Origin of the sequence: Sorangium sp. So ce321, assembly GCF_051530195.1 — a bacterium.
Lineage (GTDB): Bacteria > Myxococcota_A > Polyangia > Polyangiales > Polyangiaceae > Sorangium.
Window position 1 is genome coordinate 9,173,489 of sequence record NZ_CP150329.1, and the last position, 13,665, is coordinate 9,187,153.

Below are 13,665 nucleotides of genomic sequence, written 5' to 3' on the forward strand. Positions count from 1 at the left end.
CTGCCGCGCATGGGGGCGCGTAGCGCACCCATGCGTCGGTCAGCAAGTCCTGGTTGGGCGGTGCCATAATCATCCTCTTTGCAAGGATGCCAAGGCGGCGAGCACCTCTGCCTCCGTCGGCGGTTCACCCTTATGCTTCGCAAACAATGCATCCAGTGCGGCGATGTAGCCCGCGCCAAAGGCCGTGGTCAAGGCTGCGGCAGTCGTAGCCGCAATAGCGCCGCCGGCAGCCGATCCGAGTCCGGGAAGCAGCTTAAGTAGCCCGCCAACAATTGCGCGCCCCGAGAGCGTTGTGATCGTACCACCGGCCACCGAAGCAAGTACCGCGCTCAGAAATCCGTTAGATAGAGCCAGGCCATAGGTTGCAGTAATGCCAGAGATCATTCCCACCTGGATCGGTATCAAGAGAGCAGCATCGGCGAACGGAATCGGGACGCCTCCGACCCCGGCCGCTGCAGCCGCTGCACCACCAACAATCATGTGGGAGGTTTTCCTCTTCAACTCCAAGTCGACCTTCTGCGCAGCGACGAAGGCGCGTCTTTGCCCCTCCGGGATGAGATCTGCCGTCGCTTGTACCAGGTCGTTCAGTCCCATCGACGGCAGTTGGTGTCCGTCATCAAGCTCTTCGGCGAGCGAGCGCACCCTCACAACGTTCACGGCACGCGGCAGCAGCCGTTGTACCTCGGCACGAAATCCTTGGTCTGCGCGCGCTTTCGTAACGACTCCGAGGACGGGCACGAACTCAGCCAGCATGTCAACGAGGCTCGTTTCAGCCTCCTCCACTCGGCGCAAGTCCTCCGCGATGCACACCCACGCGACGTGGATATGCTGACGCGCGTCGCGATCTCTGCATCGTGCCGCGACGAAGGTCTTCAACTGCGTGAGCGTATTCGCGAACTCGGCCATCTCGAGCCCGCGCGTGTCAAAAATGGTGATAGGAATACCCGGCTTACTGATCTCCCGCGTAGCGTCCGTGACGGGTCGTCCCTGACCAGTGGAGGCGAACCGGCCTTGAAACATGGAGTTTATCAGCGTACTCTTCCCGACGCCGGTTCGCCCCGCGATCAGAACGTTCGCATGCCCACGCTCCCTCATGGCCTCTTCAAGTGCTCTCTTGACGGTCTCACCAATATTTATCTCACTCATTGGCACGCTCGTTCAAGGATTCTCTGGGTTGTCTCCACGGTCCGCGACTTGATGACCGGTTCTACTTGACCAGCCTCCGGGCATAGTTGCGCCGCCCAACGATTCGTTGAGCCGCGGGCGCGACCCCCGCGGCGCCAGCGACGCGGGGCCGAGGTGGGCCGGAGGCCCGCCGAGGGCGGCCGTCGTATCCAGCGATGAGTTGGGCCGCGTTACGGGACAGGGCGATTCCAAGGCTGTCCTTCCTCCAACTTGATTCCCTGGAAGCCGCCGGAGCGCCAGACGTGCACCGTCCAGACAGCGTCCGGCTTGTTTGCCATACCGTTGCGGCCTCCGAGCAGCAGGTCTTCACCGTCAAGGCTGGCATGCTCGGCCCTCAGCGCCGTGAGTTCAGCAATATGGCGCGCCTCCGCACTGTCGCTGGGGACGATGAGAACAAGCACGCGGAGGCGAGAACGGACGCACAGAAGCTTCCAGTAGTCATAGAGGATTCTATCGGGCCTGTTCTCGAACTCCAGGGTAATGGCCGGGAGTGGAAATGCGATGCGATCCGCACCATGTTGCGGATGCGCTCCTTCCAGGCACAGGGCGTCGAGCGTGAAGTATTCTGCTCGCCCGAACTCGTCATGCACTGCTTTGGTCTTCACGTGGAAGCCGTTGGCCGTGGCGATGTCGGCCACCACCTCGGATAAGTGGCGCGTCCACTCGACGTTCCCAGTGATGCCGCTGCGATGCGCGGCCTCTCGTCGGATGAACTGGGTTGCGAAGAACTCTGCAATGGCCACCGTTCCCCCTATGCACTTCCGATCCCACCCCCTCGTGCCGCCCCCACGCATCGTGGGAAGATAGCGTATCCGAAGGCTGCCCCACCGTGTCAAGGAGACCGGCGCAGGACCGTGCGGGCGCTAGAGCGGACGAAGGCGCGAGCGGGCCCTCGACGCCCTACCCCTCCGAAGCGAAGAAGTGCCCCTGCGACGGCCGACCGATCAGCGGCGGGGCTGTTCAGGTTGTCGCAGCTTGACGAGTTCTCCGCCGCGCAGGGCGGGCCTGCCGTGGTGAACGCGTGCGAGGGCGGACTCCCGAGCGTCGGCGGCAAGGGCGGTGACGGATTGCCCGACGGCGCGGAGGATGGGCGCGATGGCGAGCCGACCCCGACGCCGAACCCCAGCAACTACGGACGGCGAGGACGCGGGGACGTGGCCGACGTGGGCTGCACGGACGGCAACTACGGGATCTACGGCGCGCGAGGCACCGCCGGCGCACCCGGCCAGGGCATCGGGCGCATCAGCGAGGCCGGCTGGGAAGCGGACTGGGCCGGCGACGGCGGCTGGGGCACGCCGGGCCAGGGTGGCGGCGGAGGCGGCGGCCGCAGGGGCGGGCGCGGCGTGTGCGGCGCGGCGTCCAAGGGGGGCGCCGGGGGAGGCTCGGGCGGGGCCGGCGGTTGCGGCGGCCGGGGCGGCAAGGGGGGCGAGAACGGCTACCCGAGCGTCGGCCTCGTCGCGCTGCACGCCAGGGTGACCGTGCGCGACTGCGAGATCGAGACGTCCGACGGCGGCAAGGGCGGCGACGGCGGCGAGCCCCAGCGAGGCGGACGAGGCGGCCGGGGCGCACCGGGCGGCGTGCTGGAGGACCGCTCGGCCTACTCCTGCAACGGGGGCCCCGGGGGCGACGGCGCCGAGGGCGGCTACGGCGGCCCGGGGCGCGGCGGCGACTCGATCGGCATCGCCTACCTCGACGAGGACCAGCTCACGGTCGAGGGCGTCACCTTCACGCTCGGGCCGCCGGGCAAGGGCGGCATCAGCTGGGACGAGGAGGGCAAGATGATCTCGGGCGAGGACGGCGTCGCCGTGGAGACGCGCCGGTTTCCTGAATAGCTGGAGTGGAGCTGGGCCAGCGAACCGCATAGGTGGAAGCCGGTGCGTCCACAGGCCCGGGTGCAGCGGTGCCGCGGCGGCCATGGGGGTGATCGGTCGAGCACCCCAAGCTCGGCCCCACGACCCGGGCCGCCCCGTCAGCGGGGCGCACCGGCGGGAGGCGGCCGCACCTCCTCGATCACCTCGGCGTCTAAGGAGAAGACCTCGTGGCCGGCCACCGCGAGCTGCGCTCTTAGCACGTTCCGGAAGCGCGCGCGGAAGGCGGCCGATGGGCGGACGGTCATGGCCTGTCCGGTCGACCTGCGCCGGTAGGTGGTATTGACGCCGGCCACGCTCGCCTCGACGAGGCTGAGGTTGAGCTTGCCGAGGCTCGCGCCCGCGGCCGCGGCAGCGACATCCTCGATGCAGGAGAACTGCACGCTCCGCGGGCTGTGGTGGACGACTGACCGTGGCGCCGCAATGGACCGAAGAGACGGCGGCCAGGAGCAACAACGCCGCGCAGATCACCGCCTGCATCGATCGCTGTGCGGCAGGCGATATGTCCCCGATCCCTCGCGACGTCGATGGGGCCCCCCCGGCGTCCCGCGCCGCTCCGCGCGCGCAACACCTTGGCAATCAGCTGCGGCCGAAGGCCATCGGCTGCGTTGTCCTGTTGGACGAGTTGATGCTAATGGCGCTCTTGAAGCAACTCCCTCGCCGACAGGAGCACATACGCGGGTTTTGTGCGGGCACGCTCCTCGTCCGACTGCGCCGCTTTGTCCGCCGTCCACATCGCGCCACCGCCTGCAATGAAGGGCACACCGGAGCCCACGACGAGCGGGTTTGCAGTGGCAATTCCGCACAGGACAACTGCGAGACCAAGGACAATTGCGGCCGGGCCGATGCCATCCGTGCGCTTAGTGAGTGCGGCGCGAAGTTCCGCGTGTAGTCCTGGAATCTCGCCCTGAAGGGCCGATGCAATCGAGGTTAGCGTCTCGGAGGATCCAGCTTGAAGTGAGCGGGCGACCTCGAGTCGGAAATTTGGCAGCGCATGACACGCGCGCTCTCGAAGCCAGACTAGCTCTGTGATCGACAGTTGCGGAATCCATGGTAGATTGATACTGGCCGCCGCAGCGAGGTTCATCGTCAGTGCTGGAGCAGATGACTTTTCAAACACGGCTTTACTCGCCAGGATTTCGAACTCTGTCTTTGCGGCGACGGTCGCTCCCGATTCGGCTGCGTTGTGGCAGTCGACGAGCGTGCCGGCGACCCGCCAGCGAATGAAGTTCAGCATGGCATCTCGAAAATGCAGGAGCAGAGCTTGTCGCTTGTCGATCTGCGTAGAAGCGCATTCAAACGATTCAATTCTGTCGTGCGGAGCGTTGATAACAAGCGTGACTCCTTTGCCCAGCGCCTGCGCCGTCACCTTGATTTGTTCAGGCGTGCTCGCAATGGTCATGTTGTCAGCGATCAGTTCAAGCCCCTGCTCGGCCACACGATCAAGCAAGGCCATCGTTTTCTTGTTGTCGTCGCTACACAAGTGGTGTTCTGGAGCAGAAAATTGAATCGCCCCAGACTTGATCAACGGCTCAAGCTCTCGTACCGTGAGGATGTTTGCGGCCAGTGTGGCGAGTTCCTTGGGCGTCCATGGTTCTCCGGATTCAGCTTTGAGTCGGAGTAGATGGGTGAAGCGATCAGTAAGCACCGTCGTATCCGAATACAGTGCTGCGACCTGGGCAAACGCCTGAGCCTTCTGTCGGCGGCAGGGTAGAGATACGCATTCAAATGGAGACATCGGGTGCAGTGGTCCACTCGGCTGCAGCGAGAACCCACTGTCAACTACCCTCGGCCGGTAACGAAAATCGTGTGCCGTTCTTGTCGCTTCTCCGAGGAGATCCCTCAAAAACTCGGGCGTCGCAACGAGGTGCTCGATCGCGGCCTCGCGCCGGTTATCGGCAGCCAAGGCGGGCGTCTCTAGAAGGTACTCGATCGCCGGCGGCACGTTGCTCATGGCATCGTATTGTCGTTGAAATTTCTGCTGCCGTCAAGCGTGGCCCCGGCCGGATGGCCGCCCCAACGGATGGTTGCCATGCCCTCATCTGGTATAGCCATGAAGGCAGGTCCGATCTTCTGGGCAGTAACCGCCCGGCCCAACGCCGGTGGGTAGGCCCTCTTGCGGCTCTCGCCGGGGTCGACGATGCTGGACGCGCGGGCGGCGTCGGCCCACGGCTTGGGGCGGGCACACCGGGGTCTGGCATGGTGCCCGGCGAGTGGGTCTCGCCGGCGTCGTGATTAAGGTTCGCGTTGTGTAGATGATCCGGCAACCCGCGGGAATTTCGGTGAGGGTCACCATACCTTGCGGGCTCGTGCGCCGCGTGGCCGACCCCACTTCGCCTCGGGCATAATGGCTGGGCGAAGGAGCTTCCACGGCGGAACGCCGAGGGCATCTGCTAGCGCGACGATGGATGCCAGCCCGATGCTGGATTTCCCCCGCTCCACACGGTGCAAGAACGCTCTGCTGACGCCTGCAGCCTTAGCGAGCTCATCCTGGGTCATTCGACGACGCACGCGGAATTGGTGCACGTTGGCCCCAATGTAGCCCATCACCGTTCCGACCCGATCGCTTAGATCCATCTCCGAACCGGCATCAAAAATGTGGACTGACCGGTAGCATTTCCTTGACGAGCGCTGCCCACCTTGCGAGCATTCAACAAAGCACAAGTGCCCCCCGCGACGGCGGCAACCGTCCGGGAGGCGTGGCCGAACCCCGCTTGCACGAGGTCCGACATGGAAACCGTACGTCTACGCCCTGACCAGGGCCAAGAGATCGATCCGCCCTCCCGCCGCCGCCCCCGCCCCGCTGCTCGCAGCCAGCTCGCCCGCCCGCCCAAGACCCCTCATCAGCAGCAGCCTCACCCCGCCGTCTACCTCGACCCCACCGCGCTCCTCGAACAGCGCCCGCTCATCCGCCGCACCCTCCGCGCCCGCGGCGTCCTCCCCGCCGATCTCGACGACCTCACCCAGGACACCCTCCTCGGCGCCTGGCGCAGCCTGCGCGCCGGCCGCTTCCGCCCCTCCCCCGCTCTCCCTCCCGCCGACGCCCTCCGCTCCTGGCTCGCCGGCATCGCCTCGCGGCAGGCCTCGCACTACCGCGACAAGGCCCACCGCCGCCACGAGCTCCCCGCGGTCGACCCTGACCGCCTCTCCGCCTTCGCCGCCCCCTCTCCCGAGGCCCGCCTCGTCGCCCGCGGCCTCCTCCGCGCCTTCCACCGTCTCCGCCCCGAGCTGCGCGAGATCCTGGCGCTCGCCGCCACCGGCCTTTCCTCGCTCGAGATCGCCGCCGCCCTCTCGCTCCCGCGCCCCACGGTCGCCACCCGCCTCCGCCTCGCGCGCCGCCTCTTCGCCCGCGCGCTCACCCGCTCTCGGAGGTGGCCCCGATGAGCCCGATGAGCCGCGCCCCCGTCGACGCCCCCGCCGAGACGGCGGCCGAGCTGCCGACCGCGACCGAGGCCGCCCTCCTCGAGATGGTGCTCGGCCTGCCCGGCGTCGGCCCGCGCCTCCTCGGCACGGCCGCTCTCCCCTCCCTCGGTCGCCTCTCGCCCGCGGCCCTCGCCGAGCGCACCCAGATCGCCCTCTTCGACGCGACCCGGCTCGCCGCCGCCTTCGAGCTCGGCCGCCGCTACCACGCCGCCCGCGCCCGCCGGGGCGCGCTCCTCACCGACGCCGCCCGCGTGGCGCGGTACTTCGGCCCGAGGCTCGCCTCCCTGGTCCACGAGGAGCTCTGGATCGCAGCGCTCGACGCCCACGGCCGCGTCCGCGAGACGCGCCTGCTCGCCCGCGGCTCCGACGACGCCCTCTACGTCGGACGCTCCACCGTCCTGCGCACGGCGCTGGACATGGCCGCCCACAGCTTCGTCCTGGCCCACAACCACCCCAGCGGCGGCCCGACGCCGACCCCCGAGGACGAAGCGATGACCCTGGAGCTGCGCCACCTCGGCTCGGAGCTGCACGTCCCGCTCACCGCCCACGTCATCGTCACCCCCAGCGGCCGCTACGCCGCCGTCCACGAGTAGGCCCTCGCGGCGCCCGGCGCCCTTACGCCTTGCGCCTTGCGCCGCAGCGCCCCTGCGCATCCAGCAGCCTGCCTCCAGCGCACCGCCCCGGTCGCGGGCTCCGCCGGCCTCCGGCAGCGGCGCGAGGCGCCGGAGCACGCGGCGCCACCAACCGTGGCTTGGGTACCCCAACCTCGGCCGGATCGCTCCGGGACGCGGCAAAGCAGTGCATGCTCAACACGCCCGGGCTTGACCCGAGCGAGCGTCCTAGCGTTTCCTATACCTCTCCACTACATGCGCAACCCTGCTCCACGTTCGGAGCAGGTCCTGGAGCAAGGGAGCGGTGACTTATGCCTCTCGATGATCTGCCACCCAGCTACTCCGCCCGGCTGTGCGGCGCCAAGGATCCGGAGGCGTGGCGCGCGCACTGTGCTGACGGACGCGCGGTGGCGTGGGTCGCGTGGAATGTGGTCCACGATGCGTGGTGCGGCGCGGAGGAGCTCGCGAAAATCCAGGTAGCGATCGACGATGCGCCACTAGACAAACTTGGCCCGGAGTTGCTGCTTCAGATTGCTCCCAGGCTCAAGGGCCTGCGCGCCCTGTCTACTGAAGAGCGCGGGCATCTTCCTCGCCGCGCCGTCACCCATGTCGCTGAAAATTGGCTCGGCGACAGCTATGTGCATCGAGGGCTCTCGGTGGGGACACGGAAAGGCGAGGCAAGGAGCACCCTGCGCGAGGGCGACGTTCTACGCGTCGCGCCGAGGCGGGACAGGTCGTCCTTCCGCTGGCTCACGTTCGAGGCGTCCGCCCCCGTCCCGATCGTGCCGGACGAGGTCGTCCAGCAGCTCGGGCTCGACTGGAAGCCGAGCGACGGCGTGGTGCTCCGGATTGATGTGCCGCTCGGTACGCTCCTTGACACAGGTGCCGAGGTGAACATCCCTACCGTTTTCAACGGGCTGGGCGCGCCGGTGAAGGCGAACTGGCGTGCGCGGCCGCTGGCCGAGCACAGGGCGGACGAACCCTGGGGCATGGCTCGGGATATGCGGCTGGGCACCTCCGCCTTGCCGGAGGTCCTCGCCAACATCATGAACTCCGTGGAGATGAGGGCGACGTGCCTGGGCCCTTTACAAGAAGATTGGAGCGATCCGCCGTTTCTGGCAGGGAGCACCCCGCGATGAAGGAGCTGGCTACAACGACGTGGGAGCAGACCGTCCGGACGGCGCCGAAAGGTCCCGAACTGCTGGCCCGCCTCAAGACCCGGCTGATACACCCTGACATGGAGGGCCCTGCGCTGGACGAACGCCGCGGAGAAGGTCCGGAGCGGATCTTCGAACGGATCGCTATCCAGGATGCGGATTTCCGGCAGCGACTGGAACAGACCATCGATGAGTATTTCCAGAGTGAGTCCTCAGCGCCCGACAGCGCCGACACCCAAACTGTGATCCTCGGCTTCCTCGACCTCATCCAGCTCCTCGGCTTCAAGCAGCCGCTGTCGTCTCTGATGGCGTGGATGCAGCGCTACGAGGATGGGCTTAACGACAATGGAAAAGTGGATCTAGCGATCGCTATGCTGGACGCCGTGGCCATCGCCCAGCAACCCGGGCTCACGTACATGCGCAATTTCTGGCTGCGCTTCTGGACCAGCGGCCCCAAGGCGCTGCGGCCGAGCGCGTTCATCGGGCTGCGGCTGCACGATCCCTGGCTGGCCGCAGAGCAAATCCCGGCGCTCTTGGAACTGGCCAGGAAAGAGTCCGAGAGTGCAGGACCCATGCTTGAAGGTCTATGGCTTCAACCACGCGGTACGGACGCCATCGCCGAATGGATCGAGAAGAACGCCGGGCGGCCCGAAGCGCATGAGGCGCGAACCGAGCTACTACGCAGGCTCCCCAAGGACGAATGGGAGAAGCTTCCTCGAGCGAGACCCAAGCGGAAGCTGACGTCCCTCGCATCCGGGGGGAATCAGGCTTGGACATGAGCAATGGCCACCGCGGGGAGATCATCACCTTCTACTCTTTCAAGGGTGGCGTTGGCCGTACAATGGCAGTGGCCAACGTCGCTGCGCTGCTTTCGCAGCAGGGAAAGAAGGTGCTTGCTCTCGACTTCGATTTTGAGGCACCGGGCCTACACCGTTATCTCCTACGCAGGAACGACCGGGGTAACCCGCGGTTTACTCCAGACGAGCCGCTCGACGGCGTGATCGATCTGTTCCATGAGCTCCGTAAGCGGCTCGCACGTCGCTGGCCCTCGGGAGAAGGGATTGATGATCCGGCCGCGGAGGGCCGAGTGCGCGAGATACTCCGAGAGGTTTTCAACAAGGCTGCTTACGTTTATAAAGTTGAGGTTGATGATCCAAACGATGAAGGCGAGGTTGCCAGCTTCGATTTCGTCGCTGCGGCGCGCTTCGATGCGGACTATCCAAGCCGCGTTCGCGACTTCGACTGGGCCGATTTTTACGACAGGTACGCGGAGGTGCTTCCCCTTTTCGCGGACGAGATCGCGCACGGTTACGACGTAGTGCTCATCGACTCACGGACGGGGTTGACGGACATCGGTAGTATCTGCACCATGCTGCTGCCTGACAAGCTTGTGCTGGCGTTCTCGCCCAACGAACAATCGCTCCAGGGCACGCTGGAGGCCGGCTGGCAGTCGATCGGAGAGCGCAAGCGCCGGCCTCATGCCAGGCCGTTGCCGGTGTTCCCGCTCCTCTCACGGGTGGACGAGGGCGAGCAGAAGGACAAGCGCCAATGGATTGCGCGGGCGCGCGGCGAGTTCGAGAAGATGCTCGGCAGAGCCTATGGAGTCGAGCATTATGACTTGAAGAAGTACTTTAACCGGGTATTGATCCCTCACCGCGGATACTATGCCTATGGCGAGCGGATTGCCGCGGAGGAGGAGGCCACGTCAGTAACCGGCTCAATAGCCGAGGCGTACCAGCGCCTAGTAGAAGCAATTGCCTGCGATGATGCACTCGAGGCGGCGCGGAAGGCATCGGAAGATAAGCATGAGCTGGCAGAGCACGCTGCACTCCGTTTGCTGGACGACGAAGCAAGCTTGAAGAAGCTCATTCGAGAACATCCCATGGGTATGGTGCCGCGCATGCTCTATGCGGCGCAGCTATGGAGCAAAGGCCGATTCATGGACGCGATCGATGTTTGGGATGACGTCGTTCGTACAGTTGATCAGGGCGCAGAAGTCTCGGATCCCGCGCTGCGGGAGCAGGTCGCGACGGCCCTCTTCAACAAGGGGGCAACGCTCGGGTCGTTGAACCGCTCCGAGGACGAGATTGCGACGTACGACGAGTTGCTGCGGCGGTTCCAGGACGCCTCGGAGCCCGCGGTCCGGGTAATGGTTACCAATGCCCTCTTCAACAAAGGGGTGCGGCTCGGGTCGTTGAACCGCTCCGAGGACGCAGTTGCGACGTACGACGAGTTGCTGCGGCGGTTCCAGGACGCCTCGGAACCCGCGCTCCGGGAACAGGTCGCCATGGCCCTCGTCAACAAGGGGGCGACACTCGGGTCGTTGAACCGCTCCGGGGACGAGATTGCGACGTACAACGAGCTGCTGCGGCGGTTCCAGGACGCCTCGGAGCCCGCGCTCCGGGAACAAGTCGCCAAGGCCCTCTTCAACAAGGGGGTGAGGCTCGGGTCGTTGAACCGCTCCGAGGACGCCGTTGCGACGTATGACGAGTTGCTGCGGCGGTTCCAGGACGCCTCGGAGCCCGCGCTCCGGGAACAAGTCGCCATGGCCCTCTTGGGTAAGGGGGTCACACTCGGGTCATTGAACCGCTCCGAGGACGCAGTTGCGACGTACGACGAGTTGCTGCGGCGGTTCCAGGACGCCTCGGAACCCGCGCTCCGGGAACAGGTCGCCATGGCCCTCGTCAACAAAGGGGTGAGGCTCGGGTCGTTGAACCGCCCCGAGGACGCAGTTGCGACGTATGACGAGCTGCTGCGGCGGTTCCAGGACGCCTCGGAGCCCGCGCTCCGGGAACAAGTCGCCATGGCCCTCTTGGGCAAGGGGGTAACACTCGGGTTATTGAACCGCTCCGAGGACGCCGTTGCGACGTACGACGAGTTGCTGCGGCGGTTCCAGGACGCCTCGGAGCCCGCGCTCCGGGAACAAGTCGCCATGGCCCTCTTGGGCAAGGGGGTAACACTCGGGTCGTTGAACCGCTCCGAGGACGCCGTTGCGACGTACGACGAGTTGCTGCGGCGGTTCCAGGACGCCTCGGAGCCCGCGCTCCGGGAACAAGTCGCCAAGGCCCTCTTCAACAAGGGGGTGAGGCTCGGGTCGTTGAACCGCTCCGAGGACGCAGTTGCGACGTACGACGAGCTGCTGCGGCGGTTCCAGGACGCCTCGGAGCCCGCGCTCCGGGAACAAGTCGCCAAGGCCCTCGTCAACAAGGGGGTGAGGCTCGGGTCGTTGAACCGCCCCGAGGACGCAGTTGCGACGTACGACGAGCTGCTGCGGCGGTTCCAGGACGCCTCGGAGCCCGCGCTCCGGGAACAAGTCGCCATGGCCCTCTTCGGCAAGGGGGCAACACTCGGGTCGTTGAACCGCTCCGAGGACGCAGTTGCGACGTACGACGAGCTGCTGCGGCGGTTCCAGGACGCCTCGGAGCCCGCGCTCCGGGAACAAGTCGCTATGGCCCTCTTCAACAAGGGCGCAACACTCGGGTCATTGAACCGCTCCGAGGACGCAGTTGCGACGTACGACGAGTTGCTGCGTCGATTCCAGGACGCCTCGGAGCCCGCGCTCCGGGAACAGGTCGCCAAGGCCCTCGTCAACAAGGGCGCAACACTCGGGTCATTGAACCGCTCCGAGGACGCAGTTGCGACGTATGACGAGTTGCTGCGGCGGTTCCAGGACGCCTCGGAGCCCGCGCTCCGGGAACAAGTCGCCAAGGCCCTCTTCAACAAGGGGGTGAGGCTCGGGTCATTGAACCGCTCCGAGGACGCAGTTGCGACGTATGACGAGTTGCTGCGGCGGTTCCAGGACGCCTCGGAGCCCGCGCTCCGGGAACATGTCGCCATGGCCCTCTTCAACAAGGGGGTGAGGCTCGGGTCGTTGAACCGCTCCGAGGACGCAGTTGCGACGTATGACGAGCTGCTGCGGCGGTTCCAGGACGCCTCGGAGCCCGCGCTCCGGGAACAAGTCGCCATGGCCCTCAACGGAATTGCTTTCATCAAGATTTGTGAGGCTAAGCAGACTTTGCAGTCAGGCGACGACGTCACTGCTCGTCGCCTGTTGGAGCAGGCCAGGATCACGATCGACATGGCTCTACAGCGCTTGCCTGAGAATCCTATAATCCTCGGCAATGCCGGCTACATCGCCTACCTCGAAGGTCGCGAAGTCGACGCCCGTGCGTTGCTCGAGCAAGCCATCCGCCTCGGCGGCGAGACGATTCGCGAAGCGGAGATCGGTGACGCTGACATTTTCCCACTTCCCCAGGACGGAGCATTCAAAACGCTTCTACGTTCCCTCTGACGAGTCGTGACGGCACCCAAGCTATCATGGCAGCAACACCGGGTGCATCGATAAGCCTCGGAGCCGCTCGCTTATCAGGCCATGTTCCTCGCCCGCCTCGCTTACCTGCGGCAGTTCCCTCCGATGGCACAGTACCCCGGGCGGAACGCCGAGCACGCAGGGCACCCGTACCAGGACTGGTACCCCGACGTTGGTCTTGGCGCGTTCGACCTTCTGGAAGCAGCCAAGGGCGATTCCGGCTGCTTTGGCGAGCTCTTGCTGCGACATGCCGCGCTCAGCCCGAGCCGGCAGACGTTGTCTCCGATGGATCTGAGGACCTCCTCCAGCCGCGAATCAAGCATCGCCTCGCGCGCCGCCTCTTCGCACGCGCCCTCACCCGCTCTCGGAGGTGGCCCCGATGCGCCCGATGAGCCCCGCCCCCGTCGACGCCCCCGCCGAGACGGCGGCCGATCTCCCGACCGCGACCGAGGCCGCCCTCCTCGAGATGGTGCTCGGCCTGCCCGGCGTCGGCCCGCGCCTCCTCGGCACGGCCGCTCTCCCCTCCCTCGGTCGCCTCTCGCCCGCGGCCCTCGCCGAGCGCACCCAGATCGCCCTCTTCGACGCGACCCGGCTCGCCGCCGCCTTCGAGCTCGGCCGCCGCTACCACGCCGCCCGCGCGCGCCGGGGCGCGCTCCTCACCGACGCCGCCCGCGTGGCGCGGTACTTCGGCCCGAGGCTCGCCTCCCTGGTCCACGAGGAGCTCTGGATCGCAGCGCTCGACGCCCACGGCCGCGTCCGCGAGACGCGCCTGCTCGCCCGCGGTTCCGACGACGCCCTCTACGTCGGACGCTCCACCGTCCTGCGCACGGCGCTGGACATGGCCGCCCACAGCTTCGTCCTGGCCCATAACCACCCCAGCGGCGACCCGACGCCCACCCGCGAGGACGAAGCGATGACCCTGGAGCTGCGCCACCTCGGCTCGGAGCTGCACGTCCCGCTCACCGCCCACGTCATCGTCACCCCCAGCGGCCGCTACGCCGCCGTCCACGAGTAGGTCTCCTCGCGGGGCGCAGCGCCCCTGCGCATCCGGCCGCCAGCCTCCCGCGCACCGCCCCGGCCCGCAGCCCCGCCGTGCGTTCGCTCTCGTCATC

General features: G+C 66.6%; 13 protein-coding genes. 7 read left to right on the forward strand and 6 right to left on the reverse strand.

The genetic code is table 11. The annotated features are described in order from the left end of the window. Window positions 1-69: 69 nt before the first annotated feature. Together WME89_RS33810 and WME89_RS33815 are read right to left on the reverse strand one after the other, a co-directional pair. Complete coding sequence (locus tag WME89_RS33810; RefSeq protein WP_438003778.1) at window positions 70-1,146, reverse strand: GTPase; 1,077 nt, start codon at window positions 1,144-1,146, stop codon at window positions 70-72. A 209-nt stretch (window positions 1,147-1,355) separates the two neighbouring features. Next, a complete protein-coding gene (locus tag WME89_RS33815) occupies window positions 1,356-1,928 on the reverse strand; it encodes a hypothetical protein (RefSeq protein ID WP_438003779.1) in 573 nt (190 codons plus the stop codon). A 222-nt stretch (window positions 1,929-2,150) separates the two neighbouring features. On the opposite strand from WME89_RS33815, the gene WME89_RS33820 reads away from it, so the two are divergent. Next, window positions 2,151-3,017, forward strand: coding sequence for a hypothetical protein (locus WME89_RS33820; RefSeq protein WP_438003780.1), 867 nt, complete (start codon window positions 2,151-2,153; stop codon window positions 3,015-3,017). Between the two features lie 137 nt (window positions 3,018-3,154). Here WME89_RS33820 and WME89_RS33825 read toward each other — a convergent pair whose 3' ends face one another. The 3 genes from WME89_RS33825 to WME89_RS33835 form a co-directional block, all read right to left on the reverse strand. Next, window positions 3,155-3,436: a hypothetical protein gene (locus WME89_RS33825; protein WP_438003781.1), complete on the reverse strand. Its 282-nt coding sequence runs from the start codon at window positions 3,434-3,436 to the stop codon at window positions 3,155-3,157. A 248-nt stretch (window positions 3,437-3,684) separates the two neighbouring features. Beyond that, window positions 3,685-5,007 carry a hypothetical protein gene (locus WME89_RS33830; RefSeq protein ID WP_438003782.1) on the reverse strand — a complete coding sequence of 441 codons (1,323 nt, stop codon included), beginning with the start codon at window positions 5,005-5,007 and terminating at the stop codon, window positions 3,685-3,687. Window positions 5,008-5,342: 335 nt separating this feature from the next. Continuing rightward, window positions 5,343-5,630, reverse strand: a complete 288-nt coding sequence (locus tag WME89_RS33835; RefSeq protein WP_438003783.1) for a helix-turn-helix domain-containing protein — start codon at window positions 5,628-5,630, stop codon at window positions 5,343-5,345. 153 nt (window positions 5,631-5,783) lie between these two features. Here WME89_RS33835 and WME89_RS33840 point away from each other — a divergent pair, with 153 nt between their 5' ends. The 5 genes from WME89_RS33840 to WME89_RS33860 all read left to right on the forward strand — a co-directional run bounded on the left by WME89_RS33840 (window position 5,784) and on the right by WME89_RS33860 (window position 12,535). After that, on the forward strand, window positions 5,784-6,437 hold the full coding sequence (locus WME89_RS33840) for an RNA polymerase sigma factor (protein ID WP_438003784.1): 654 nt from the start codon (window positions 5,784-5,786) through the stop codon (window positions 6,435-6,437). A 5-nt stretch (window positions 6,438-6,442) separates the two neighbouring features. After that, window positions 6,443-7,069: a JAB domain-containing protein gene (locus WME89_RS33845; RefSeq protein WP_438012006.1), complete on the forward strand. Its 627-nt coding sequence runs from the start codon at window positions 6,443-6,445 to the stop codon at window positions 7,067-7,069. A gap of 329 nt (window positions 7,070-7,398) precedes the next feature. Further along, window positions 7,399-8,226 carry a hypothetical protein gene (locus WME89_RS33850; RefSeq protein WP_438003785.1) on the forward strand — a complete coding sequence of 276 codons (828 nt, stop codon included), beginning with the start codon at window positions 7,399-7,401 and terminating at the stop codon, window positions 8,224-8,226. Then, a complete protein-coding gene (locus tag WME89_RS33855; protein WP_438003786.1) occupies window positions 8,223-9,023 on the forward strand; it encodes a hypothetical protein in 801 nt (266 codons plus the stop codon). The genes WME89_RS33850 and WME89_RS33855 overlap by 4 nt, the downstream gene beginning before the upstream one ends. Then, complete coding sequence (locus WME89_RS33860) at window positions 9,020-12,535, forward strand: KGGVGR-motif variant AAA ATPase (RefSeq protein WP_438003787.1); 3,516 nt, start codon at window positions 9,020-9,022, stop codon at window positions 12,533-12,535. The genes WME89_RS33855 and WME89_RS33860 overlap by 4 nt, the downstream gene beginning before the upstream one ends. Before the next feature lie 24 nt (window positions 12,536-12,559). Here the strand turns inward: WME89_RS33860 and WME89_RS33865 are convergent, their stop codons facing one another. Beyond that, complete coding sequence (locus WME89_RS33865) at window positions 12,560-12,802, reverse strand: helix-turn-helix domain-containing protein (protein ID WP_438003788.1); 243 nt, start codon at window positions 12,800-12,802, stop codon at window positions 12,560-12,562. A gap of 139 nt (window positions 12,803-12,941) precedes the next feature. On the opposite strand from WME89_RS33865, the gene WME89_RS33870 reads away from it, so the two are divergent. Continuing rightward, a complete protein-coding gene (locus WME89_RS33870; RefSeq protein WP_438012007.1) occupies window positions 12,942-13,568 on the forward strand; it encodes a JAB domain-containing protein in 627 nt (208 codons plus the stop codon). The last annotated feature ends 97 nt before the right edge of the window (window positions 13,569-13,665 follow it).

Coding starts and splice junctions, on each gene's coding strand:
- WME89_RS33865 (WP_438003788.1), bottom strand. CDS start 12,802: ATGTCGCAGCAAGAGCTCGCCAAAGCAGCCGGAATCGCCCTTGGCTGC.
- WME89_RS33835 (WP_438003783.1), bottom strand. CDS start 5,630: ATGGATCTAAGCGATCGGGTCGGAACGGTGATGGGCTACATTGGGGCC.
- WME89_RS33840 (WP_438003784.1), top strand. CDS start 5,784: ATGGAAACCGTACGTCTACGCCCTGACCAGGGCCAAGAGATCGATCCG.
- WME89_RS33845 (WP_438012006.1), top strand. CDS start 6,443: ATGAGCCGCGCCCCCGTCGACGCCCCCGCCGAGACGGCGGCCGAGCTG.
- WME89_RS33870 (WP_438012007.1), top strand. CDS start 12,942: ATGAGCCCCGCCCCCGTCGACGCCCCCGCCGAGACGGCGGCCGATCTC.
- WME89_RS33810 (WP_438003778.1), bottom strand. CDS start 1,146: ATGAGTGAGATAAATATTGGTGAGACCGTCAAGAGAGCACTTGAAGAG.
- WME89_RS33850 (WP_438003785.1), top strand. CDS start 7,399: ATGCCTCTCGATGATCTGCCACCCAGCTACTCCGCCCGGCTGTGCGGC.
- WME89_RS33855 (WP_438003786.1), top strand. CDS start 8,223: ATGAAGGAGCTGGCTACAACGACGTGGGAGCAGACCGTCCGGACGGCG.
- WME89_RS33860 (WP_438003787.1), top strand. CDS start 9,020: ATGAGCAATGGCCACCGCGGGGAGATCATCACCTTCTACTCTTTCAAG.
- WME89_RS33830 (WP_438003782.1), bottom strand. CDS start 5,007: ATGAGCAACGTGCCGCCGGCGATCGAGTACCTTCTAGAGACGCCCGCC.